This is a genomic window from Caulobacter sp. FG121 (genome assembly GCF_057809815.1).
This window is the reverse complement of sequence record NZ_JBMDKR010000010.1, coordinates 97,610-121,505: the sequence shown is the minus strand read 5'-3', so window position 1 is coordinate 121,505 and position 23,896 is coordinate 97,610. Positions and strand designations below refer to the sequence as shown.

At 66.4% G+C, this 23,896-nt stretch carries 21 protein-coding genes and 1 pseudogene; 12 read left to right on the top strand and 10 right to left on the bottom strand.

Translation table 11 applies throughout. The features are described 5' to 3' along the window. The 7 genes and pseudogenes from ACODSL_RS18995 to ACODSL_RS18965 all read right to left on the bottom strand — a co-directional run. Positions 1–426 (bottom strand): annotated as a pseudogene (locus ACODSL_RS18995) (heavy metal translocating P-type ATPase); the annotation flags it as partial. 158 nt (positions 427–584) lie between these two features. Next, complete coding sequence (locus ACODSL_RS18990) at positions 585–914, bottom strand: DUF190 domain-containing protein (protein WP_488902306.1); 330 nt, start codon at positions 912–914, stop codon at positions 585–587. Positions 915–973: 59 nt separating this feature from the next. Then, complete coding sequence (locus ACODSL_RS18985) at positions 974–4,219, bottom strand: efflux RND transporter permease subunit (protein WP_488902305.1); 3,246 nt, start codon at positions 4,217–4,219, stop codon at positions 974–976. A 3-nt stretch (positions 4,220–4,222) separates the two neighbouring features. Beyond that, a complete protein-coding gene (locus ACODSL_RS18980; protein ID WP_488902304.1) occupies positions 4,223–5,377 on the bottom strand; it encodes an efflux RND transporter periplasmic adaptor subunit in 1,155 nt (384 codons plus the stop codon). After that, the gene (locus tag ACODSL_RS18975) at positions 5,374–6,609 is read right to left on the bottom strand and encodes a TolC family protein (protein WP_488902303.1); all 1,236 of its coding nucleotides are present in this window, start codon (positions 6,607–6,609) and stop codon (positions 5,374–5,376) included. The genes ACODSL_RS18980 and ACODSL_RS18975 overlap by 4 nt, the downstream gene beginning before the upstream one ends. Before the next feature lie 57 nt (positions 6,610–6,666). Then, positions 6,667–7,026, bottom strand: a complete 360-nt coding sequence (locus ACODSL_RS18970) for a hypothetical protein (RefSeq protein ID WP_488902302.1) — start codon at positions 7,024–7,026, stop codon at positions 6,667–6,669. A 34-nt stretch (positions 7,027–7,060) separates the two neighbouring features. Further along, positions 7,061–7,720 carry a cation efflux transmembrane domain-containing protein gene (locus ACODSL_RS18965; protein ID WP_488902301.1) on the bottom strand — a complete coding sequence of 220 codons (660 nt, stop codon included), beginning with the start codon at positions 7,718–7,720 and terminating at the stop codon, positions 7,061–7,063. Positions 7,721–7,793: 73 nt separating this feature from the next. Between ACODSL_RS18965 and ACODSL_RS18960 the strand changes: the two genes are divergently transcribed. Continuing rightward, positions 7,794–8,216 carry a MerR family transcriptional regulator gene (locus ACODSL_RS18960; RefSeq protein WP_488902300.1) on the top strand — a complete coding sequence of 141 codons (423 nt, stop codon included), beginning with the start codon at positions 7,794–7,796 and terminating at the stop codon, positions 8,214–8,216. A gap of 24 nt (positions 8,217–8,240) precedes the next feature. On the opposite strand, the gene ACODSL_RS18955 is transcribed toward ACODSL_RS18960, so the two are convergent. Further along, positions 8,241–10,205 carry an FTR1 family protein gene (locus ACODSL_RS18955; RefSeq protein WP_488902299.1) on the bottom strand — a complete coding sequence of 655 codons (1,965 nt, stop codon included), beginning with the start codon at positions 10,203–10,205 and terminating at the stop codon, positions 8,241–8,243. 150 nt (positions 10,206–10,355) lie between these two features. Beyond that, entirely contained in the window at positions 10,356–11,123 is a 768-nt protein-coding gene (locus tag ACODSL_RS18950) for a COG4705 family protein (protein WP_488902298.1), read from the bottom strand. Positions 11,124–11,235: 112 nt separating this feature from the next. On the opposite strand from ACODSL_RS18950, the gene ACODSL_RS18945 reads away from it, so the two are divergent. The 6 genes from ACODSL_RS18945 to ACODSL_RS18920 all read left to right on the top strand — a co-directional run bounded on the left by ACODSL_RS18945 (position 11,236) and on the right by ACODSL_RS18920 (position 18,816). Next, positions 11,236–11,607, top strand: a complete 372-nt coding sequence (locus tag ACODSL_RS18945) for a hypothetical protein (RefSeq protein ID WP_488902297.1) — start codon at positions 11,236–11,238, stop codon at positions 11,605–11,607. Between the two features lie 72 nt (positions 11,608–11,679). Further along, positions 11,680–12,912: a TolC family protein gene (locus tag ACODSL_RS18940; protein ID WP_488902296.1), complete on the top strand. Its 1,233-nt coding sequence runs from the start codon at positions 11,680–11,682 to the stop codon at positions 12,910–12,912. After that, positions 12,909–14,138, top strand: a complete 1,230-nt coding sequence (locus tag ACODSL_RS18935; protein ID WP_488902295.1) for an efflux RND transporter periplasmic adaptor subunit — start codon at positions 12,909–12,911, stop codon at positions 14,136–14,138. Before ACODSL_RS18940 ends, ACODSL_RS18935 begins: the two co-directional genes overlap by 4 nt. Continuing rightward, on the top strand, positions 14,135–17,284 hold the full coding sequence (locus tag ACODSL_RS18930) for an efflux RND transporter permease subunit (protein ID WP_488902294.1): 3,150 nt from the start codon (positions 14,135–14,137) through the stop codon (positions 17,282–17,284). Before ACODSL_RS18935 ends, ACODSL_RS18930 begins: the two co-directional genes overlap by 4 nt. After that, the gene (locus ACODSL_RS18925) at positions 17,281–17,667 is read left to right on the top strand and encodes a copper-binding protein (protein ID WP_488902293.1); all 387 of its coding nucleotides are present in this window, start codon (positions 17,281–17,283) and stop codon (positions 17,665–17,667) included. The genes ACODSL_RS18930 and ACODSL_RS18925 overlap by 4 nt, the downstream gene beginning before the upstream one ends. 66 nt (positions 17,668–17,733) lie before the next feature. Then, entirely contained in the window at positions 17,734–18,816 is a 1,083-nt protein-coding gene (locus ACODSL_RS18920) for a DMT family transporter (protein ID WP_488902292.1), read from the top strand. A gap of 30 nt (positions 18,817–18,846) precedes the next feature. Here ACODSL_RS18920 and ACODSL_RS18915 read toward each other — a convergent pair whose 3' ends face one another. Continuing rightward, the gene (locus ACODSL_RS18915) at positions 18,847–19,128 is read right to left on the bottom strand and encodes a hypothetical protein (protein ID WP_488902291.1); all 282 of its coding nucleotides are present in this window, start codon (positions 19,126–19,128) and stop codon (positions 18,847–18,849) included. A gap of 180 nt (positions 19,129–19,308) precedes the next feature. Between ACODSL_RS18915 and ACODSL_RS18910 the strand changes: the two genes are divergently transcribed. The 5 genes from ACODSL_RS18910 to ACODSL_RS18890 all read left to right on the top strand — a co-directional run bounded on the left by ACODSL_RS18910 (position 19,309) and on the right by ACODSL_RS18890 (position 23,783). Next, entirely contained in the window at positions 19,309–19,638 is a 330-nt protein-coding gene (locus tag ACODSL_RS18910) for a copper-binding protein (RefSeq protein ID WP_488902290.1), read from the top strand. Positions 19,639–19,873: 235 nt separating this feature from the next. Further along, entirely contained in the window at positions 19,874–20,395 is a 522-nt protein-coding gene (locus tag ACODSL_RS18905; RefSeq protein ID WP_488902289.1) for a DUF2231 domain-containing protein, read from the top strand. 99 nt (positions 20,396–20,494) lie between these two features. After that, positions 20,495–22,213, top strand: coding sequence for a copper resistance system multicopper oxidase (locus tag ACODSL_RS18900; RefSeq protein WP_488902288.1), 1,719 nt, complete (start codon positions 20,495–20,497; stop codon positions 22,211–22,213). Continuing rightward, positions 22,210–23,202 carry a copper resistance protein B gene (locus tag ACODSL_RS18895; protein WP_488902287.1) on the top strand — a complete coding sequence of 331 codons (993 nt, stop codon included), beginning with the start codon at positions 22,210–22,212 and terminating at the stop codon, positions 23,200–23,202. Before ACODSL_RS18900 ends, ACODSL_RS18895 begins: the two co-directional genes overlap by 4 nt. A gap of 74 nt (positions 23,203–23,276) precedes the next feature. Next, positions 23,277–23,783, top strand: coding sequence for a DUF305 domain-containing protein (locus ACODSL_RS18890; protein WP_488902286.1), 507 nt, complete (start codon positions 23,277–23,279; stop codon positions 23,781–23,783). The last annotated feature ends 113 nt before the right edge of the window (positions 23,784–23,896 follow it).

Genomic DNA, 23,896 nt, shown 5'->3' with positions numbered 1-23,896 from the left:
GGCCCGCCGCGCCCGACCCATGGCGTAGTGTTCCAGCGCATGGCCGGTGCTGAACAAGAACAGCAGCAGGGCGCCTTCCGCCCACTGGCCCAGGGCGGCGGCGCCAGCGGCGGCGACCAGCATCAAGGTGTCGATCTCGAACCGACGCTTGATGATGTTGCCGACCGCCTCCCGGAGCGTGAAGTAGCCGCCGAACCCGTAGGCCGCGATGTAGAGGGCCAGGGGGACGACACCCTCCACGCGCTGGCCGACCAGCCAGCCGCCAAGCAGCATCGCGCCGGACAGGCCCGCGAAGATCAGTTCGGTGCGTTCTCCGAAGATGCCGCCGTGATCATGGCCGTGGTCACCACCATTCGCGTGGTCATGGCCCTCATGTTGATCCCGCGCCTCGGAGAGGAGCGCGGCTTTTTGGTTGTCATCAGACATTTTTGGGTCTCGGCGGTCGAAGAAGTCGTTTGGGCCTGGCTGGAATGACAAGCCCGACTGGGTCAGGGCGCATCCATGCAAGCTCTAGCGACTAGAGGAGCAAGCCATATCTGCATGTGGCGGCTGCTCGCCCGGCCGGCCCCATGGTCAGCCCGGACTTAAGCTCCCTTCGCGGGCGGCCAGCGCAGCACTTCGACCGCCTCCAGCGTGATCGGTCCCAGGTGTTCCAGGTCGGCGAGGGTCTCGACAAAAGCGCGGAGCTTGGCGTCTTCGTCGATGATCTCGATGACCACGGACTGGTCGTCATCCAGCACATTGCGGCGGTGCATGTTGGGGGTGTGGCCAAAGCCGAGCAGGGCCTGAAGCACCGTCGCGCCAGCCACCTTTGCCGCGCGTGCACGGCCGGCCACCACCTCGAAAACCTTGCGGTCGCCGAAATAGGCGGCCTCGTCGGTGTAGATCCTCAAGAGCTTGAAAGAGCTGTTCATCGCGTGTCTCCGAATGAGAAATGCCCGCGCCGCCAGGATCGACGGCGCGGGCCTATCGCCTATTCCGCAGGAGCCAGGGCCGGCGCGGGGTCTTCACCCCAGGCCGGATTGGGCCGTTCGGTCCAACCCAGCACCACCCGGCTGATCGCCGGCAGCACCAGGAGGGTCAGGGCCGTGGCCGTGATCAGGCCGCCGATGACCACCATGGCCAACGGCTTCTGGACTTCCGCCCCCGTTCCGTGCGCCAGCGCCATGGGTAGGAAGCCAATGGCCGGCACCAGGCCGGTCATGATCACGGGACGAACCCGCTCCATGCAGCCGTCGATGATCGCCGTCGACAGTTCGATCCCGTCCTCAAGCCGCTGGCGGATGCTGGACATGACCACCAGGCCGTTCAGCACCGCCACGCCAGAGAGGCAGATAAAGCCCACCGCCGCCGAAACCGAAAAGGCGATGCCGGTCAATGCCAGGGCAAACACGCCGCCGGCCAGCCCGAGCGGCACCGCCGCGAACACAGAAACGGCTCGACCGAACGTCCCCACGGCCAGGAAGAGAACCGCGAAGATGGCCAGGAAGCAGATCGGCACCACGATGGCGAGCCGGTCCGAGGCTGCCTTGAGGTTCTGGAACTGCCCGCCCCATTCGAGCCACGAGCCGGTCGGCAGGGCCACCGCTTCCACCTTTGGCATGGCCTCCCTGACGAACGAGCCCACGTCGCGACCGCGCATGTTGGCCTGAATGACAACCCGCCGCTTTCCATTCTCGCGACTGATCTGGTTCAGACCTTCGGTGAACCGGAACTGTGCGACCTGGCGTAGCGGCACTGAATGCCGGGTCTGCCCGGGCTCCTCCGGCATCATGATGGGCAAGGCGCCCAGTGCGTCGAGATCGTTACGGCTGCCCTGCGGCACCCTCACGACCACGCTGAAGCGACGATCACCTTCGAACAACTGCCCGGCTTCGCGCCCGCCCATGGCGGCGGCCACGGTGTCCGCCACTTCTTCCACGGTCAGGCCCAGACGGGCGATGGCTGCCCGGTCGAAGATGACGTCCAGCGAAGGTGCGCCGCTGGTCTGTTCGACCTTCACGTCCGCCGCACCCGGTGTTGACTGCAGGGCTGCGCCGATCCGGTTTGCCGTCGCCGTGAGTTTGTCCAGGTCGTCGCCGTAGAGCTTGATCGCAACATCGCCCCGGACCCCGGCGATCAACTCATTGAAGCGCAGTTCGATGGGCTGGCTCAGCTCATAGCCTTGGCCGACCTGGGCGTTGGCGGCAGCCTCGACGCGTTCGAGCACATCCTCCTTGGTCTTGACCCCCGCAGGCCAATCTTCCTGCGGCCTGAGGATGATAAAACCGTCGGAGATGTTGGGCGGCATCGGGTCGGTGGCGACTTCGGCCGTGCCGGTTTTGGAGAACATCATCAGCACTTCGGGAAGACTGGTGATGGCCTGTTCGACCCCCCGCTGCATCCGCACGGACTGTTCGAGCGCCGTGGATGGAATGCGTTGCGAAGCCATCGCCAGGTTCCGCTCATCAAGCGTCGGAATGAACTCCTGGCCTAGCAGCGTGAAGATAAAGCCGGCCAGGACGAAGATCCCGACCCCCGCGCCAATGAAGGGCAGCGGGCGGGCGACCGCTCGCCGAAGGATCGGCTCATAGCGCGCCTTGATCCAGCGGATCGCGAACACTTCCTTTTCCGCGACCTTGTTGCGGATCAGGAGCGCCACCATCGCCGGGACGAAAGTGATCGAGAGGACGAAGGCGGCGACCAGGGCCAGCATGAGGGTGATGGCCATGGGCGAGAAAGTCTTGCCCTCGACCCCCTGGAAGGTCAGCAGAGGCGCGAACACCAGCAGGATGATGGCTTGGCCGAAAACAGTCGGCTTGATCATCTCCTGGGTGGCTAGTGTGGTCTCCTCCAGGCGTTCGCGGAGTTTCAGCAAGCGGCCTTCATGATGCTGTCGTTCGGCGAGCCGTCTGAGACAGTTCTCGATGATGATCACCGCGCCATCGACGATCAGGCCGAAGTCGAGGGCGCCAAGGCTCATCAGATTGCCGGACACGCCCATGTAGTTCATGCCGATGGCGGTCATGAAGAACGAGATCGGGATGATCAGCACCGCGATCAGGGCGGCGCGGACATTACCCAGCAGCAGGAACAGCGCAATCGCGACGAGGATCGCCCCCTCCATCAGATTGCGCTGAACGGTGGCGATGGTCGCATTGACCAGTTTGGACCGATCCAGCGTGGGCGAGACCTTGATCCCCGGTGGCAACGACCGCTCTAGCGTCTTGAGCTTGTCGCCGACGGCGCGGGCTACCGTGCGGCTGTTTTCGCCGATGAGCATCAGGGTAGTGCCGATAACTACCTCATGACCGTTCATGGTCGCGGCGCCGGTGCGCAGCTCGCCGCCCAGCCGGACGACAGCTACATCCCTGATAGACACCGGGACGCCGCCGCGAGTGGCGACGATGGCTTCCTCGATCTGCGACAGGCTGCGGATACGGGCGTCGGCGCGGACGAGATAGGCCTCGCCCGCCCGTTCCATGAAGTTTGCGCCGACCGACAGGTTAGCGGCCTCCAGCGCCTTGGCGAGTTCGCTGAACGAAACGCCATATTGCGCCAGACGAACCGGGTCGGGCTCGACGACATACTGTTTCTCGAATCCGCCGATGGTGTCCACCCCCGCGACGCCGGCGACCGACCGCAGCTGGGGCGCGATGATCCAGTCCTGCACAGTGCGCAGATAAGCGGCCCTTGAAACCTCATCGGTCAGCCGATCCCCTTCTGGCGTCAGGAACGACCCGTCGCTCTGCCAGCCGGGCTGGCCGTTTCGCACGGTCGCGCCCTTTCCGCCCGGGTTGGCGTAGTCGATGGCATACATGAAGACCTCGCCCAGCCCGGTGGTGACCGGTCCGATCTGGGGCTGGACGCCCTCGGGAAGGCTGTCCCGCGCCTGGGCGATACGTTCGCTGACCTGCTGGCGGGCGAAGTAGAGATCGACGTTCTCGTCGAAGATCGCGGTGACTTGCGAAAAGCCGTTGCGGGAAAGAGAGCGGGTCGTTTGAAGACCCGGAATGCCGGCCAGCGCCGTCTCGACCGGGAAGGTGACCCGTTTCTCGATTTCGACGGGGGAGAGAGACGCGTCGAGCGTGTTGATCTGCACCTGTTTGTTGGTGATGTCGGGGACGGCGTCGATGGGCAGCCGGGTAAGCTGGAACACGCCGTAGGCGGAAACGATCAGTGTGAGCGCGATGATTATCCATCGCGACCGCACCGACAGGGCCATGAGGTTGGCGATCATGACCTAGTGCTCCTCGCCTTCGCCCTTGCCCATCTCAGCCTTCAGCAGGAAGGCGTTGCGGGTGGCGATGGACTGGCCGGCGGTGAGGCCGGAGGTGATTTGTGCGCGACCACCGCCGCGTTGTCCGACGATCACGGCGACCGCCTTGAAGCCGGCGGCGGTCCTGACGAACACCACCTCGCGGCCTTCCACGGTCTGGATGGCTTCCTCGGGCACGGTGACGCCCGCCGAAGCCTGGGCGTCCGCCGTGTAGATGCGGACGGATACGGCCTGGCCCGGTCGAAGGCCGGTGGTGCCGGCCGGACTCAGCAGCACCGTTGCTGAGCGGCTCTCCAGATCGACCCCTGGCGTAATCGAACGGACTACAGCGTCGATCTCACCATCGGGCAGATGGATGCGTGCCCGGTCGCCGGGTTTGATCCGGGCCGCATCCGGCCCCGACACCGACGCTTCGATGTCGATCTGGCTGCTGTTGGCGACGCGGAACAACTCCGTCCCTGCGGGGACGAATGCCCCCAACACGGCCGGCGCCGAGGTGATGCGCCCGCTGATTGGGCTGACGACGCCTGTGCTGCGGCCGTCACCGGATACTCGGGCGGCGGCGGCGGCAGCAGCGGTGCGTCGAGCCTCAGCTTCCGCCTCCGCCAGAGCGGTTTGGGCCGCTTCGAGGTCCTGACGGGCGGTGATCTGGGCGTCGAAGAGCCTTTGCTCTCGCGCCAGGACCTGACGTGCGGCGGTCAGTCTCGCCTGGGCCGCTGAACGCTCGGCCACGATGGTCGAGGCCTCACGGCTTTCGATCAGGGCGACGATCTGCCCAGCCCGGACGCTGTCGCCCAGGCGCAGCGAAATGCGGCTGACGACGCCGTCGGCGCGGGCCGCCAGAACGGCCTCGCCGTGAGGTGTGCCGACGACAGTGCCCTGGGCGAGAACCTCGGCGCTCAAAGAACCGGCTTCGACGGGGGCCAGCACAATGTTCGCCGCCAGGATGCGGGCGCCGCTGATCTCGATACCTTCTCCGGCGCCATGTGCCGCCTCTGCGGCCTCTGGCGCGGGCCCGGTCTTGGGCCGGGTCATGCTCCAGCCGGTGAGGCCAGCGCCGAGCAACACCACGGCGGCGGCCGCGCCCAGCAGCAGGCGCTTGTTGGTCAGGGTCTTCATTGGGCGGCTCCTTGGGTTTCGTTAGCGCGCACGAGCGCGGCCAGGGCGAGCGCGCGGTCGAGCTCGGCGGTGATCAGATCGGACTGGAGGCTATTGAGGGCGGCTTCGGCGTCCAGAACGTCGAGCAAGGTGAAGCGGCCGGCAGCGAAGCCTTCACGGGCGATCCGGACGGCCTCCAGGGCCTCCGGCTCCGCCCGCTTCTCCAGAAACTCCAGGCGGGCTTCGGCGGTCTGAAGCGCGGCGGACGCGTCCCGCGTGCGGCGTAGGGCGGCGGCCATCGCCGCGTTTCTACGGGCGTCGGCGCCGGTGCGGTCCGCGTTGGCGGCAGCGATGTTCCCCTGGTTGCGATCAAACAGGCCCAGAGGCATCGACAGGCCGACAACCATCGCCGTCTCGTCCGATGCGGCGAGACGACGGCCGCCGACGCTGACCGTCACGTCGGGACGGGAGAGCGTCCGTTCCCGGCGCTCGGCGGCAATGGCGGTCTCCAATTCAGCCTCGGCGAGCCGAACATCCAGCACGGCGGTTGGATCGACGACCGATGCTGGGGCCGCCTCTTCGGTAACGACAGGATCGGGCAGGTTTTCAGACCCGCCCCACAACGCGGCCAGTGCCCGCTGGGCTGCCGCATAGTCGGCGTCAGCCGCCCGGACCCGCCCCACCGCCTCCAGTGTGACGGTGCGCGCCCGCAAGGCGCGCAACGGCGGCTCTCGACCGGCCTCCACGAGCGTGACGGCGATCTTCTGGAGGCTCTCGGCGCGGAGGAACTGGTTTCTCGCCAGGTCAACACGACGCTTGGCGGCGACGGCTTGGGCGAAGGCTTCTCGAACCTCTTTCGCCAGATCCGCGCGGGCGATCCGTAGCCGGAGCCCCGCCGTCTCGACTTCGGCGCGGGCAGCGTTCAGGCGAGCGGAGCGTTTGCCGCCCAACTCGAAACGCTGTCCGATGGAGAGGGTGGTTTCGGCGGACTGAACGCCTGTCAGGCTGCCGGTGCCGCCGACATTCTCGGTGGCGAGGTCGATTTCGGGGTTGGGCAACAGGCCGGCCTGACGAGCGCGTCCTTCGGCAGCCCGAACATCGGCGTCTGCGGCGGTGATGAGAGGAGACCCCACCTGGGCGCGGTCAAGCGCCTGGGCAAGGGTGACGGGTTCGGCGAATGCGCTGCTGGCGAAACTCGCCAACAGCATCGCGGCGCCGAAAGCGGCGCAGCGCGACAGGTATGGAGAAGACATGGAAGGTCCTGCTTCGGTTCTGACAAGGGCGGACGCGCACGGATGCGCGGGTCGCGGTCAGACTCGGGGCGGACGTTTCAGGGTTGGCTGGGTTGCGGAGGGTGGCTGGACGGAGACCGAGAAGATGGCTTCGGCTTCAACGTATCGAATACTGGTGACGTGGGCCTCGCCGCCGTTGGCCAGCGGCGGAGCATCATGGCAGTGGCCGTGGGCGCAAACCGCATGATCAATGCCGGTGGCGATGTCGTCGTCGCCGCCGAGATCGGATTTCAGCATCTCGACTTCGGCTGAGGCAGGCTCGGAACCACATACCAGACCATCAGCAATCGGCCCGACCGCCAACATCAGCACGCAGATCACCAGCAACGGCTTGGCCAGCCGTTCCAGGAATCGCGAGAGATGCGTGGCGAGGATCATGTCTGTGCTGAACTAGCTGCGTCGGCCTTCGGGATCAATGCGCTGCCGCGAGAGCATCGCGACGCTCGTCCAAAGCCTGGACGGTGATCGACCATGCCGATTGCAGGAAGACCGCAGCCAGGACGCCGCCCGCGATCAGATCGGGCCAGCGCGAGTGGGTCAGCCAGACCACGGCGCCGACGCCGACCACGGCGAGGCACTGGATCAGGTCGTTGCGGGTGCAGAGCCAGACCGAGCGGACGTTGGCGTCGCCATCGCGATACTTCGACAGCAGGATCGCCGCCACCAGATTGGCCGCCGCGCCGAAGAGGCCGAGGCTTGAGATTGCGAAGCCTTCCGGCGGCACGCCGTTGACCGCACGCCAGATCGCGAAGCCGAGGACCAACACGGCCAACAGGCTGAGGCTCGCGCCCTTCACCAGGGCCGCGCCGCTACGGATCGAGACGCTCTTGCCGATGACCCAGAGACTAAGGGCGTAGGTCGCGGCGTCGGCCAGGAAGTCGAGGGCGTTCGCGGCGAGGGACGCCGATCCGGCCAGCAAGCCGCCCGAGGCCACGACGACGAACCCGACGAAGTTGATCCCGATCACCCAACCGAGAACCCGGCGGTATTCCGGCGTCGCCCCATCGAAAGGCGCGGTTTGACTGCAGCAGCCGGAAACGGCGGGTTTGGCGAGAGGAGTATCATGGGCCATGAACTGCTCCTACAAGCTCTAGCCACTAGAGGATCAAGCCCTATGTTGAGAGGACGCGTTTAGGAGTTTGACCATGCCCGACCTGTCCATCGGACGCCTTGCCAAGGAAGCCGAGGTCAAGGTTCCCACGATCCGATTTTACGAGCAGATCGGCCTGATGCCGACGCCCGCCCGGACCCAGAGCGATCAGCGGGTTTACGGTCCGGAGGCAATCCAACGCCTGCGGTTCATTCGGCATGCCCGTCAGCTTGGTTTCGAAATCAAGGATATCGAGGCCCTGCTGGGCTTGGCCGACCGTCCCAATCTCCCGTGCGCCGAGGCGGACCGTATCGCCCAAGACCATCTCGAAGCTGTCGATCAGAAGATCGACCAGCTTACCCGGCTACGCGCTGAACTGGTGCGGATGACCACCAACTGTGGCTTGGGTATCGCCGCCGACTGCAAGGTGATCGAGGTGCTCAGTGACCATCGGCTTTGCCAGGAAGACCGGCACTGACCGCCGGTCCATCGGCTCGGCCCCCTACGCCTCTTCCGACTGACGCTTGCGGCGATTGTAGACATAGCCAGCGATCAGGATGGCGACGACGGCAAGCTGCAATAGGACGGTCTGCCACGTCGGATAAAAGCCGACCAGATCGAGCTTCGGCAGTCCCGCGATCCGGGTAGCCGCAACTATCCCGGCTTCCTGAAGGGCCGCGAGACCCTTTCCTGCCAGAACGAAGGCCAGGATGGCGACCAGCGCCGCGCTGAAGGCGAAGAACTTGGCGATGGGGAGGCGGCTGCTGTAACGCAGCATGGCCCAGGCAATTGCCGCCAAGGCCGCCAGAGCCAGCCCCGAACCCCCCAGCACCGCGCCCGCCGTCTCCTTGCTCCACAGAGCGGCAAAGAACAGGATCGTCTCGAAGACTTCGCGATAGACCACCACGAAGGCCAGCAGGAACAGGAACCACGCCGAGCCCCGCGACAGGGCTTTGGACAGGCGTTCCCTGATGTATCGCTGCCAAGCGTCCGCCTGACTCTTCCCGTGCATCCATATCCCGACGCTCAGGAGAACGGCTGCAGCGAACAGGCCGCCGAAGCCCTCGGTCAACTCACGCTGCGCACCGCTGATGGAGATGAAGAAGGTCGCCGCTGCCCAGGTGAGGACACCGGCAGCAAGTGCGGCCACCCATCCACCGTGGACATAGGGGAGCACATCCTGTCGCTCGGCCTTCTTGAGGAAGGCGATCATGGCGACGACGATCAGGAGAGCTTCGAGCCCCTCGCGCAGCAGGATGGTGAAGGCGCCGACGAACGCCGCCGTCGTGTCGGCCTGGGCCGGGGCAAGCGCCGAATCGCCATCATCCAGAAGTCCCTCGATCAGAGTCGCCTGCTGCCGGACGCTATCGATGGAGCCGCCTCGACCGATCCGGGAACGGAACTCGCCCATCGCAGCCTCGATCCGGGCCAGAAGCTTGGGATCACGAGCGGCGATAGCGGGCTCGAACGGCTCGATGCCATCCAGGTAGGTGGATAGGGCCATGGCCCCCGCATCGCGGGTCTTTCCGGCGGCGTAGGCGTTGACCGTGGCCCTCAGCTTGCTCCTGGCGAACGCCAGCGAGGCATCGCGCTTCTCGGCCAGCACACCGGGCGACCGCCGCAGATAGGCCATGAGGTCGTCAGCATTGCCGACTCCAACCGTCCGGGCCAGTTCCGCAGGTGTGGTCTTGGTCAGTGTTTCCAGATTGGGGAACTGGCCGCGAAGGTCCGCGTCGGCCTTCCATAGTGCCTCTCCCCGGCTCCTGGCCCTCTCGTTCTGGGACAGGCCGCCGACATAGAACGCCAGCGCCCAGCGGTCGCCCGACGAAAGGTGAGCGAAGCTCGGCATAGCCGTCCCGTCCAGCCCATGCTCGATGACTTGATAGAGACCGAACACGCTTCTGTTTCGGGCTCGGTCCTGATCTGTGAACGCGATGGGAGCGGGGTCGAGCCCTTTCGCCATCGGGCCATTTCCATCTCCGGTCGCCCCGTGGCAGGAATCGCAATTTTCGCTGTAGAGGGTGGCGCCCCGCACCAGATCAGGCGCCGTTGAGGGGGCGAGTGGCACGGGGTAGGCCGCCAACAGGTCGGTCGCCAACCCACGGGCCAGACCGGCGACCTCGGCGGGCGACCGCTTCGCTGCGATGGCCAGCTTCAGGGCTTCGGCCTGCTTCAGAAGACCCGGCTTGCCCTTGGTTGGCGGCAAGGTGGCCATCTGCGTGACGACCGTCTCGGAGAACTCCGACATCTCCGCGTATTCGGCGGCGCTAATGATGCGCCCGTCTCGAACGGCGCCGGGATAATCAACCGCCACATAATCGAGAAGCCGCCACACGGTCTCCGCCGGTGTCACGGCGGCTTGGGCGTTCGTGCCCAACAGAAGCGCGAAAACGACGGCGAGAGCGACCGGAAGAAGGCCGAGGAAACGATGCAGTCCGGGTTCTCGGCGATCTGGCGAAAGAGACATGGAAGATCCTTCGAAGGCTGGACCCGGCCTAAACCCTCAAGCCACTAGAGGCGCAAGTCTTTTTGCGAACGATTCTGATCTTTGTTTGCCATGGGTGGAGGTTGAGCTCGCCCACCTCGCCGACAGGATCGAGCGGTTGGACCAGCTCCGCTAGCTGCTTCGGGGGTGCGCGCCGGGGCGTTGCGGGATCAGCATGACAAACGCAATAATCGCAGCCAGCAGAACGGCCGACGCCAACGGCCTGCTTAGGTCCAGACCTCCCTTGGCGAGCGGCTTATCCAGGAAGTCGCCAACCGTGGCCCCCAACGGCCGGGTCAGGATAAACGCAACCCAGAACAGCAGTACCCGGCTCACGCTGGTGAACCGCCAGATTCCGACCAGTACAAGCAGCGTTCCTCCGAAGACAGCCGCGCCGCCAAGGTAACCCAGCCCACCGTCATCCGCTGCCCAGTCGCCCAGCGCCGTGCCCAGAGTCTGGGAGAAGGTGATCGTGATCCAGTAGAAGATTTCAGACCGTGCGCCGCTTACGGTCTCGACAGCGACGCTGCCGGTCGCAAGCCGCCAGGCAAGGAGCGAGACTAGAACGCAGCCTAGCAGCAGCGCTGATCCGCCAGCATAGCCGATGCTGAGTGACCGCGTGGCGAAGTCCGCCATCGTCGTCCCCGCCGTGGTCGAGGCGATGATCGTCGCCCAGTACAGGAAAGGATGAAAGCGGCCAGCGGCCACCTGAGCGAACACAAGGACAATCAGCGGAACGACGAAAATGGCGCTGCTGATCAGGTAGCCGAGATTGTAGGTCATCGACAGCGTGTCGCCGCCTGTTTCGCCCAGCGTGGTCGCCAGGACTTTTATGATCCAGAATCCCAGCGTGACCGCCGGAACTTTGGCGAGGTCCTCACTCAGCCGATTATTGATCATAGTTCGTTTGCCTTTTTGACAATCCAGGACCCGGATGCTCCGCGATTGGGGCAGCAGGACGACAGCTATTGACTTGAGTCATTGAGTCTCCTGCCACTTGGGGGCATCGTTGATGCTCAGGAGATTTCGTCTGATCCGATTGCTCGCCCTTCTGCTGGTCTGGACCGCCGCGCTGGCCTTGCCGCTGGTCGCTGCGCCCTCGGCGCGCGCCATGTCGGCGACACCGTGCCAGATGGAAGCGACCGGCATGTCTATGGCGGACCACGCCGAGATGGATTGCTGCGATCATGGCAAGGGGGCCCCCGACCAGACGGCGCCCTGCAAGCCGGGCATGGCCTGCTTCGCCACGGCCGCCGCGCTGCCCGCCGCGAGCGTCGATGTCGCGACTATCGCCTTCGACCAGGCCGATCTCTTCCAGGCCCCGACGCGGACGCTTGCGTCCCTGCCGCCCGACCGGGACATACGACCTCCCATCGCGCTCTGACCCTCGACTGACCGCCGGCTCCTCTGTGCGCCGGCCGCTGGCGCTCGCGCGCCGTCATGAGGAGTTTGGAGCATGTCTCCCTTGAAACTGGCGTGGCTGCTTGCCCTGAGCGCCACCGCCGTATCGGCCCACGCCGAGCCGCTGACTTTTGATCAAGCGCTGGCCCGCGCCGGCGAGACCGCGCCGAGCCTCAAGGCCGCCGCCCTGCGCGTTGACGCGGCGCGCTCGGCCAGCCGCGGCGCCGGGTCCTTGCCCGACCCCAAACTGGCCCTGGGGGTCGAGAACCTGCCAATCAGCGGCCCCATGGCGGGTCGCTTTGGGGCGGACGAAATGACCATGGCCAGCGTCGGCGTGATGCAGGACATGCCCAGCCGCCTCGCCCGCCGGGCGGCGGTCGAACGCGCCGGCGCCGAGATTGGGATGGCGGACGCCCAGACAGGCCTTGAAAGGAGGGCGGTCCGGCTGGCCGTCGCCCAGGCCTGGGTCGACCTCTACTACGCCAAGGCGCGGCTGGCGGCGCTGGACGAGGTGGAGAAGGCCCTCACGCCAATTCTCGGCACGGCGCCCTCGGCCGTGATGCGCGGGGCAAGGCCCGCCGAGACCATCGATCCGGCCGAATGGCTGCTGGCCATCGCCGATCGTCGCAGTGCGCTGATGGCCGACCTCGCGAAGGCCAGGGCGGCGCTGGTGCGGTGGACAGGCGATCCGGAGGCCTCGGTGAGCGGCGAGCCGCCGCGGTGGGAGGTTGACCCGGTCTTGCTGCGGGCGGGCCTCGACCGCCATCCCACCCTGCTGGCCTACGACGCGGGCGCCAGGCTGGCCGACGCGGATCTGTCGGGAGCGCGGGCCACGCTGGCGCCGGACTGGAGCTGGGAACTGGCCTACCAGCGCCGGGACCCGACGTTCGGCGACATGGTCTCGGCGCGGGTCACGGTGTCTCTTCCGCTTCGCAAGGGAGAGCGGCAAGGGCCGATGATCGACGCCCGGTCCGCCGACGCCAACCGCGCGAGGGTTGATCGGGAGATTGCGCGACGGCAGTTGGCCGCCGAGCTGGATGGTGACCTCGCCACCTGGCAGATGCGTCGGGAACTCTGGGCGCGGGCGCGAGACAGCCGACTGCCGCTGGCGCTTCGCCGGGCAGACCTGGAGACCGCGAGCTATGCGGCCGGAACCGCCGGCCTGCCGAACGTCCTGGCCGCCTTCACCGCCCTCGCCGACGCCAAGCTCGATCTCCTCGACAAGGAGGCCGACGCGCTGCGCGAGGCCGTGCGGATCAACATCACCTACGGGAGCGACGCATCATGAGCGCGTTCGATCGATTTTCACGGACCCAGGTCGCGATGGCGGCGGTGGCGCTGGTGCTGATCGCCGGCGCGGGCGGCTATGGCCTGGCGCGCCTGGGTTCGCCATCGGCCGATCCGGCGCCGCCGGCCAAGGAGGCCGGGCGCAAGATCCTCTACTGGCATGACCCGATGCTGCCGGCGGAGCGCTACCCCGGACCGGGCAAGTCTTCCATGGGCATGGATCTGATCCCGAAATATGCCGAAGAGACCGGCGAAGCCGGGGTTCGCATCGATCCGGCCAGCCTGCAGAACCTCGGCGGCCGGGTTGTCGTCGTCACGCGCGGAACCTTGCCCTCCGGTCTCACGGCGACGGGCATGGTGGACTTCAACCAGCGCGACGTGGCCATCGTGCAGGCGCGGGCCGCGGGGTTCGTGCAAAGGGTCTACAACCGCGCGCCGGGCGACCTCGTCGGCGCCGGGGCGCCGCTGGCCGACGTGCTGGTCACCGAATGGGGCGGCGCCCAGGCCGAGTATCTCGCGGTCCGCCGCACCGGCGACGCGGGCCTGGCGAGAGCGGCGCGGCAGCGACTGGTTCTGCTCGGCATGTCCGATGGACTGATCGACCGGATCGAACGCACCGGCCGGCCGCAAACGGTGGTGACCATCTCGACCCCGACCGGCGGGGTGATCCGCACCCTGAGCGTCAGGGCCGGCATGACCGTCATGGCCGGCCAGACCCTGGCCGAGGTCAGCGGGCTGGGCACGGTCTGGGTCAACGCCGCCATCCCGGAAGCCCTGGCCGGTCAGGTTCGGGCGGGCTCGCCGGTCAGCGTGACGCTCGCCGCCTTCCCCGGCGAGACCTTCGCCGGCCGTGTCTCGACGTTGCTTCCCGAGGCGCAGGGTGAGACCCGGACCCTGACCGCGCGGATCGAGCTTTCCAACCGGAGCGGTCGACTGACACCCGGCATGTTCGCCACGGTTCAGCTCGGCGCGACCGCAAGTCCCGCCCTGCTGGTCCCGTCGGAAGCCGTCATCCGCACCGGCAAGCGCACCCTGGTCATGCTGGCCCTCGACGGCGGCCGCTACCAACCCGCGGAGATCCGGACGGGCCGTGAAGCGGGCGGCAAGACCGAAGTTCTCGCCGGCTTGGCGGACGGCGAGAAGGTTGTCGCTTCCGGTCAGTTCCTGATCGACTCCGAGGCCAGCCTCGCCGGCGTCGCGGCCCGTCCGATCGGAGATCGGCCGTGATCGCCGCCCTCATCCGCTGGTCGGTCGCCAATCGCTTCTTCGTCGTTCTGGCGGCTCTGGCGGTCATCGGAACCGGTGTCTGGGCGGTGCGCACCACCGCCGTCGACGCGCTTCCGGATCTCTCCGATGTGCAGGTCGTCATCCGCACCAGCTATCCCGGCCAGGCCCCGCAGATCGTCGAGAACCAGGTCACCTATCCCCTGGCCACGACCATGCTGTCCGTACCGGGCGCAAAGGTCGTGCGTGGCTATTCCTTCTTTGGCGACAGCTTCGTCTATGTGCTGTTCGAGGACGGGACCGACCTCTATTGGGCCCGCTCCCGGGTGCTGGAATATCTCAACCAGGTCCAGGGCCGGCTGCCGGCCGCCGCGCGGCCAGCCCTGGGCCCGGACGCCACCGGCGTCGGCTGGGTCTACGAATACGCCCTGGTCGACCGCACCGGCCGCCACGACCTCTCGCAGCTGCGCAGTCTGCAGGACTGGTTCCTGCGCTATGAGTTGAAGAGCCTGCCTGGCGTGGCCGAGGTGGCCAGCATCGGCGGCATGGTCAGGCAGTACCAGGTGGTGCTCGACCCTGTGAAACTGGCCGCCTATGGCGTCACCCACCAGCAGGTCACCCTGGCCATCAACCGCGCCAACGGCGAGACTGGCGGCTCGGTGCTGGAGCTGGCCGAGGCCGAGTACATGGTCCGGGCCAGCGGCTATCTGAAGACCCTGGACGATTTCCGCGCCGTGCCGCTGCGCGCCGCGGGAGGGACGCCGGTTCTGCTCGGCGACGTCGCGACGATTCAGATCGGGCCGGAGATGCGGCGCGGCATCGCCGAACTGGACGGCCAGGGCGAGGTCGCCGGCGGGGTCATCATTCTGCGCTCCGGCGAGAACGCCCGCGCCACCATCAAGGCGGTGCAGGCCAGGCTCGATGAGCTGAAGCGCGGCCTGCCGCCGGGCGTGGAAGTGGTCACCACCTATGACCGGTCGCAGCTGATTGACCGGGCCATCGAGAACCTGACCACCAAGCTCGGCGAGGAGTTCCTCATCGTCGCCCTGGTCTGCGGCCTGTTCCTCTGGCACGTCCGCTCGGCGCTGGTGGCCATCCTGACCCTGCCGCTGGGGGTGCTGATCGCCTTCATCATCATGCGGCTGCAGGGGGTGAACGCCGACATCATGTCGCTGGGCGGCATCGCCATCGCCATCGGGGCCATGGTCGATGCGGCCGTGGTAATGATCGAGAACGCCCACAAGAAGATCGAGCGCTGGGAGCACGATCATCCCGGCGAGCGCCTCGAAGGCGAGGAACGCTGGCGAGTGATCACCGACGCCGCCGTCGAGGTCGGGCCGGCGCTGTTCTTCAGCCTGGTGATCATCACCCTGTCATTCGTGCCGGTGTTCACCCTGCAGGCGCAGGAGGGTCGGCTGTTCTCGCCGCTGGCCTTCACCAAGACCTACGCCATGGCAGGCGCGGCGCTGCTGTCAGTGACCCTGGTGCCGGTGCTGATGGGCTGGCTGATCCGCGGCCGCATCCCGGCGGAGCAGGACAACTTCCTCAACCGCTGGCTCACCGCGATCTACCGACCCGCGCTGGACTGGGTGCTGGACCGGCCCCGGACAACGCTGGTCATCGCCGCGCTGGTGTTCGCCACCACCGCCTGGCCCCTGTCCCAGCTCGGCGGCGAGTTCATCCCGCTGATGGACGAGGGCGACCTGCTCTACATGCCCTCGGCCCTGCCGGGCCTCTCGGCGGCCAAGGCCTCGCAGCTGTTGCAACAGACCGACCGCATGATCCGCACCGTGCCGGAGGTGAAGAGCGTGTTCGGCAAGGCCGGCCGCGCCGAGAGCGCCACCGATCCGGCGCCACTGGAGATGTTCGAGACCACCATCCAGTTCAAGCCGCGTGACCAGTGGCGGCCCGGCATGACCCCGGAGCGGCTGGTCGATGAACTGGATCGGGCGGTGCAGGTTCCGGGCCTGGCCAACGTCTGGGTGCCGCCGATCCGCAACCGCATCGACATGCTGGCAACCGGCATCAAGAGCCCCATCGGGGTCAAGGTGTCCGGCGCCGACCTGGCCGAGCTGGACCGTATCGCTCACGACGTGGAAGCGGTGGCCCGGCGCGCGCCGGGCGTCAGCTCCGCTCTGGCCGAGCGGCTGACCGGCGGGCGTTACGTGGACATCGACATCGACCGCGCCGCCGCCGCGAGGTTCGGCCTGAACATCGCCGACGTTCAGGAAATCGTCGCCGGCGCGATCGGCGGCGAGACCATCGGCCAGACGGTCGAGGGCCTGGCCCGCTACCCGATCAGCGTCCGCTATCCGCGCGAGATCAGGGATAGCCTGGACGGCCTGCGGGCCCTGCCGATCCTGACGCCCTCCGGCCAGCAGATCACGCTGGGAACCGTGGCGGCGGTCACGGTCGCCGACGGCCCGCCGATGCTGAAGACCGAGAACGGGCGGCCCTCGACCTGGGTCTATGTAGACGTGCGCGGGCGCGATCTGGCGTCCGTAGTCAAGGACCTGCGCACGGCCGTGGCCAGGGATGTCCGGCTCTCGCCCGGCGTTTCCATCGCCTACTCCGGTCAGTTCGAGTTCCTGGAGCGGGCCATGGCGCGATTGAAGCTGGTCGTGCCGGCCACGCTGCTGATCATCTTCGTCCTGCTTTATGTGATCTTCCGGCGGTTCGACGAGGCGGCGTTGATCATGGGCACGCTGCCGTTCGCCCTCACCGGGGGCATCTGGACCCTCTATCTGCTCGGCTACAACCAGTCGGTCGCAACCGGCGTCGGGTTCATCGCGTTGTCAGGTGTCGCCGCCGAGTTCGGGGTGGTGATGCTGATCTACCTCAAGCACGCCCTGGCCGAACGTGGCGACCACCCGGACATCGCTCAGGTCGAGGCCGCCGTGAGGGAAGGCGCGCTGCTGCGCGTAAGACCAAAGGCCATGACCGTCGCGGTGATCCTCGCGGGCTTGCTACCCATCCTGCTCGGCCATGGGGCCGGGTCGGAGGTGATGAGCCGCATCGCCGCCCCGATGATCGGCGGCATGCTGACCGCGCCGCTGCTGTCGATGCTCATCGTTCCCGCCGCCTGGCTGCTGCTGCGGCGGCGTCGCGCCCGTTCCGTTCAACCGCTTCAACAAGGAGACACACCATGAAGCGCCTCACCCTGATCCTGACCGTCGCCGCTATGGGAACAGTCCTCGCGGGCTGTGGCGAGAAGACGCCCGCGCCAGCGGTCAATGCCGAACAGGCGGCCCCGACGGCGGCCCCAGGCGCTGACGGCATGGCCCCCGGCATGGACATGGCCGGCGCGATGATGGCCAAGGGAACCGGCACGGTCACGGCCATCGACAAGACCGCCGGCACGATCACCCTCGACCACGGCCCGATCGCCGAAATCAAATGGCCCGCCATGGAGATGGAGTTCAAGGCGACCCCGGCCAGCCTGCTCGACGCCGTGAAGGTCGGCGACAAGGTCTCTTTCGAACTGAAGATGGCCGGCGGAACGGGTGAGGTGACGGCTATCCAGGCGCAGTAGCCCCAGCTAGGCATGCTGGGGGCCCTCGCGTGGTCAATCTAAACTCAACCCCTTGCCGAGGACCGAATGAACCTGAAGTCCTACATGGCGTGGCCGGGCGCCCCACTCGCCCTCGCATCAGCGGCGTTGTTCGGGGCCAGCACGCCGCTGGCCAAGGCGCTGCTAGGCGACGGCGTTAGCCCGTGGCTACTGGCGGGGCTGCTGTATCTGGGCTCTGGCCTTGGACTGGCGATCATTCACTTCGGCCGTGGACTCATCGGTCGATCGACCGGCGAGGCTCAGCTTGGCCGCAAGGATGTGGGCTGGATGGCGCTGGTGGTGCTGTCAGGCGGCGTCGCCGGTCCCCTTCTGCTGATGATCGGCCTGACCACCACGGCAGCCTCGACCGCCGCTCTGCTGCTCAATCTCGAAGGGCTGGCGACCATGGCCATCGCCTGGCTGGCCTTCCGCGAGAACGTGGATCGACGGCTGCTGCTCGGCGCGTTGGCGATCCTCGGCGGTGCTGTGCTGCTGTCGTGGCAGCCGGGTCAGAGGTTCGGCGGCGTCGGCACCGGCTCGCTCGCCATTGCCGGAGCCTGTCTGGCCTGGGGCATCGACAACAATCTGACCCGCAAGGTCAGCGGCTCGGATCCTGTGCAGATCGCCATGATCAAGGGTTTGGTCGCTGGAGCCGTGAACCTGACCCTCGCACTGTCGTTGGGGGCGAAGCTGCCATCCATAGGGCTTACCGCGGCGGCAGGCGTGGTCGGCTTCCTCGGTTACGGGGTCAGTCTGGTGCTGTTCGTCCTGGGGCTTCGCTTCCTCGGCACGGCCCGGACGGGGGCATATTTCTCGACAGCGCCGTTCATCGGCGCGTTGCTGGCTATCGCCATGTTCGGCGAGGCCCTGACCGTTCCTCTGGCGCTGGCGGCGGCGTTGATGGCGGTGGGCCTGTATCTGCACCTCGTCGAGCGTCACGACCACGATCATGTCCACGAGCCGCTGGAGCATGAGCACGCCCATGTCCATGACGATCACCATCAACACCAGCATCATCCAGATGATCCGGTCGGAGAACCGCATACGCACAGGCACGCACATTCCCGCCTGATCCACAGCCATCCGCACTTTCCCGATCTGCATCACAGACACGGCCACGTCGCTCACTGACCGCACTTGGCGGGTCGAGCAGAGGTTAGATCATCGCCGCCCTTCAAGCAGGGTCGAGGGAGCGAGGGCGTCGGCGCTCGCGAAGATCGACGGCTTGGGCGCGGCGATGGCCGAAGCGGCGGTCAGGCCGCCGACGCTGGTTCCCAAGAGGAGCGCTACGCCGACCGCCGCCATGCGGGTTGGTGCGAGACCTGTCCTGGCCGCCCGGTCATGCGCAATGCGCTGCCGCACATCATATTCGACAGCGCTCAGCTCGCGATCCAGATCCTGGTCGCGGAGCTGCGTCAGCAAGCTGTCCAATCGGTCGTTCATGTCCGGCGTCCAGAGCGGTGCGCTCCCTCAATTATACGCGCCAGCTTTTCAAATCCCCCAGATGATTCAGGGTTTTTCTTCCTCCCTCATCACCCAGGCGATGAGGGCTGCCCGGGACGGGCGCGTATACCCACCTGAAGCGCCAAGGCGCACCGAACCGAGAGACCTGAGGAGTTTGTGATGAAGTCCAGTCTGATGATCGCGGCGCTGACCGCTGCCCTTTCGACCGCCGGGATGACCGTTCCCGCTCTGGCCCACAACGGCGAAGACCATGGCGCCGCGCCCCAGGCCGCGTCCGGCGAAGGCGTGATCAAGGCGGTGGACGTCAAGGCCGGCACGGTGGTGATCGCGCACGGACCTATCGCCGCGCTGAAGTGGCCCGCCATGACGATGAAGTTCAAGGTCGAGTCCGCCGCTGTTCTGAAGGGCGTCACGGTCGGCAAGAAGGTCCACTTCGTTCTGAAAAACGAACACGGCAAGCCGGTCGTCTCCGAAATCCATGTGATGTGAGGCAAGGCGCGTGGGTGGTCCTGACGGTTCCCTCCGCCACCACCACCGAAGAGACAACGGGGCGAATGCCATGACGAACACGACTGTGAGGCCTTGGCTGACCGGCCTGCTGGGACTGGTGCTAGCGGCGGGCATCGCCGTCTCGCCCCTCAGCGCCCACGAGGGCGAGGAACATCCCGCGCCGGTAGCGGCCGCAACGACGGGGCCAGCCGCTGGGCCAGTATCGCCCGAGGATATGCCTGTCACCGACATGGCCTGGCCGTCAGGTGACGGTGACGGCGGCATGATGTCCGGCATGGATATGACGAGGCCCAAGACCTTTGAGGGTCGGTTGATGGCCTGGCTTGGCATGTGGCACCCCGCGATCGTTCACTTTCCGATAGCGCTGCTCGTAACGGTGGCCTTCCTGGAGTGTTTGGCTGTGGTCCGGCGTCGTCCGATCCACACCGCGAGCAACAAGACCCTGCTCGCCGTGGCCGTCGCGGGCGCATTTGTCGCCGCGCCATTGGGATGGCTGAACGCGGGATTGCCGACACCTGAAGACGGTCTCGTCCTGACGATCCACCGTTGGCTAGGCACCGCGATGCCATTTCTGATGTTGGCGCTGTGGTTCCTCAAAAGGCCAGCTGACCAGGCGGCTATGCGTCTGAGTTCGCGCGGCTATGAGGCGCTGCTCGCCGTCGCCGTGGTGCTGATCCTGGTGCAGGCCTATTTCGGGGCGGTGGTCACTCACGGCGCCGCGCATATGAAGTTCTGACGTTCCCCTATTGCGCTGGATTGTCCTCGGGGGCGTGGGGCGATCCGAAAAACTGACAGGAAGCCGTCGCTTCGCCGGCTCCGTCCAACCGAGGTTTTGATGCCCACAATCGCCCGTCGCATGCTCTTGAAGAACGCCGGCCTATTGGGAGCCGGGCTGGCGATGACCAGCCTCTTCCCCGCCTGGGCGCGAAGTAATTCCCCCGGCCTGGTCAGAGACCTTCCCACCGTTTCCGGCGGAGATATCAAGTTGCGCATCGGCCATACGGCCTGGCCGGTCGATGGCCGCAAGGGTCATGCGGTGACCATCAACGGCACCGTGCCGGGGCCGCTGATCCGGCTGAAGGAAGGCCAGATCGCCCGCATCGCGGTGACCAATGACCTGGACGAGGACACTTCGATCCACTGGCACGGCCTCATCCTGCCCTTCCAGATGGACGGCGTTCCCGGTGTCAGCTTCCCGGGCATCAAGCCCGGCGAGACCTTCGTCTATGAGTTCCCGGTCCAGCAGGCGGGGACCTACTGGTATCACAGCCACTCCGGCCTTCAGGAGCAGGAGGGGCACTATGGTCCCATCGTGATCGAACCCAAAGATGCCGATCCGGTCGCCTATGACCGCGAGTATGTGGTGGTGCTTTCCGACTTCGCCTTCATGCATCCACACGAGATTTTCCGGAAGCTGAAGCAACAGGCCGGGGTCTTCAATTTCCAGAAAGAGACCGTCGCCGACCTGCTCGCCGGCCAGGACCAGAACCTCAAGGATCGGGTCGAGTGGGCGAAGATGCGGATGGACCCGACCGACGTCTCCGATGTCACCGGGTCGGTCTACACCTTCCTGATCAACGGCCACGGCCCCGACGACAACTGGACGGCGTTGTTCAATCCGGGCGAGCGGGTGCGGCTGCGGTTCATCAATGCCGCCGCCATGACCATCTTCAACGTCCGCATCCCCGGCCTTTCGATGACGGTCGTCCAGTCGGACGGGCAAAACGTCAAACCGGTCGATGTCGAGGAGTTCCAGATATCGATCGCCGAGACCTTCGACGTCATCGTCCAGCCGACGCAGGACAGGGCCTTCACCCTTGTCGCTGAGGCGGTTGATCGTTCGGGCATGGGCCGCGCTACCCTCGCGCCCCGTTCGGGAATGGTCGCGGCCGTCCCGCCCCTGCGAGGGCGTCCGCTGGCCACCATGAAGGACATGGGAATGGATATGTCCGGCATGGATATGGGCGGTGAGGGCGGCATGGCGATGGACATGGATATGTCCATGCGCAACGGCGAAAATGCCCCGCAGGTGGCCATGGGGCCGGGTGTCCAGACCATCTCGCCCATGCCCGTGGACCGCACTGGCGAGCCTGGCCAAGGCCTAGAAAATGTCGGTCACAAGGTGCTGCTCTACACCGACCTTGAGGCGCTCGATCCCAACCCGGACACGCGGACCCCGTCACGCGCGCTGGAGCTGCACCTGACCGGCAACATGGAGCGGTTCATGTGGTCGTTCGACGGGGAGACCTACAGCGAGGTGACCAAACCCATCCCCTTCCGGATGAACGAGCGGGTGCGGGTGACGCTGGTCAATGACTCGATGATGGCCCACCCGATGCACATCCACGGCCACTTCTTCGAGCTGCTGGTCGGGCCGAAGGGCAGGCGTCCACGCAAGCACACCGTGACGGTTGCGCCGGGCGGCAAAGTGACCTTCGACCTAACCGCCGACGCCCCCGGCGACTGGGCCTTCCACTGCCACATGCTCTACCACATGCACGCGGGCATGTTCCGGGTGGTCAGCATCCGCCCGATGTCGGGAGACGGCGCATGAAGGCCGCCGCGATCCTGACGGTGCTGCTGGCGGCTGCCGCCGGCCCCGCCCTTGCCCAGCACTCTGGCCACCCGATGCCCCCGACCATGCCGGCAAGCCCGGCCGTGTCCCCGCCTGCCGCCGAGCCGGGGCCGAACGATGCGTCGGCAGCGGCCGACACGATGCCTTCCATGCCCGGAAGCGAGCAAGCTGCCGACAGCATGGCCGGCATGCCGGGCATGGAAGGCATGGATCACGGCGGCGCTGACGCTGAGGTGGGGGATGAGCCCGCCCCGCCGGTTCCGACAGACTATGCCGCCGATGGCGTATTCGATCCCGCCGCGATGGCCCGCGCCCGCGCTCAGCTGCGGATGGAGCACGGCGGCAGCCTGATTTCCAAGGTGATGCTCAGCCTCGGCGAACTCCAGGTTCGTGACGGCGAGAACGGCTATCGCTGGGAGGGCGAAGCCTGGGTCGGCGGTGATCTCAATCGGTTCGTCGCGAAGACCGAGGGCGAAGGCGCTGACGAGCTGGAAGCCGCCGAGGTGCAGGCCCTCTATTCGCGCGCCGTCAGCCCCTATTTCGATCTTCAGGCGGGCCTTCGACAGGATTTCCAGTCGGGGCCGAAGCGCACCTACGCCACGGTCGGTTTCGAAGGTGTCGCGCCCTACTGGTTCGAGACATCGGGCGCCCTGTTCCTGTCCAGCAAGGGCGAGCTGCTCGGCCGACTGGAGGGAACCTACGACCTGCGCCTGACCCAGCGTTGGATCCTGCAGCCCCGCGTCGAGGCCAACCTGTCCGGCCGGGATATTCCCGAACTGGCGCTGGGTTCCGGCGTCGCCAACATCGAGCTGGGCCTGCGGCTCCGCTACGAGATCAAGCGAGAGTTCGCCCCCTACGTCGGCGTCTCGTTTGACCGCAAGTTCGGCGGCACGGCCGACTATGCCCGCGCGCTGGGCAAGGACGACCAGGCGACCAGCTTCGTCATCGGCGTGCGCGCATGGTTCTGATCCGACTGGAACCGTGACCCTTCTGAGGTTTTAGACAGACGACTTCAGCGCAGCAACCAAGAGCCATTGTTGTTATGAGCTACACCCGTTTTGCCGCAATGATCGCGACCTCGACTTTGGTCATGTTCGGTCTGATGTACCTGAACACCTATGCCCTGGATCATGTCTGGTTTAGCCAGACTCGAGCCTGGATGGCGCTTCTCATGGGCGCGACAATGGCGCTGACCATGCTTCTCTTCATGCTCAAGATGTATCAGAACGCGAGGTTGAACCTCGCCATCATCGTCACGGCGGTCTTGGTGTTCGCTGGGTCACTCTGGCTGGTCCGCAGCCAGACGACCGTTGACGACGTCGCCTATATGAAGGCGATGATCCCGCACCATTCTATTGCGATCATGACCAGCGAGCGTGCGAAGATTCGCGACCCCCGGGTCAGGAAGCTGGCCGATGGCATCATCGAGGCCCAGGTTCGCGAGATCGCCGAAATGAAGCAGTTGATTGCTGATCTGGAACGCAATCGTCCGAACGGGGAACAGGAAGTCCTCCCGGCGCGTCGGCCGGCCGGCGTCGAGCCCAGATAGTCCCCCGCGCGCTGTCGCATTGCTTCGCCAGGAAAAGGCAGATCCATGACCCCTGAAAGACCCACCTCGGCAATCGTCGCCAGGCGAGCTTCCCTCGCGAAGCCCTTCCGGAT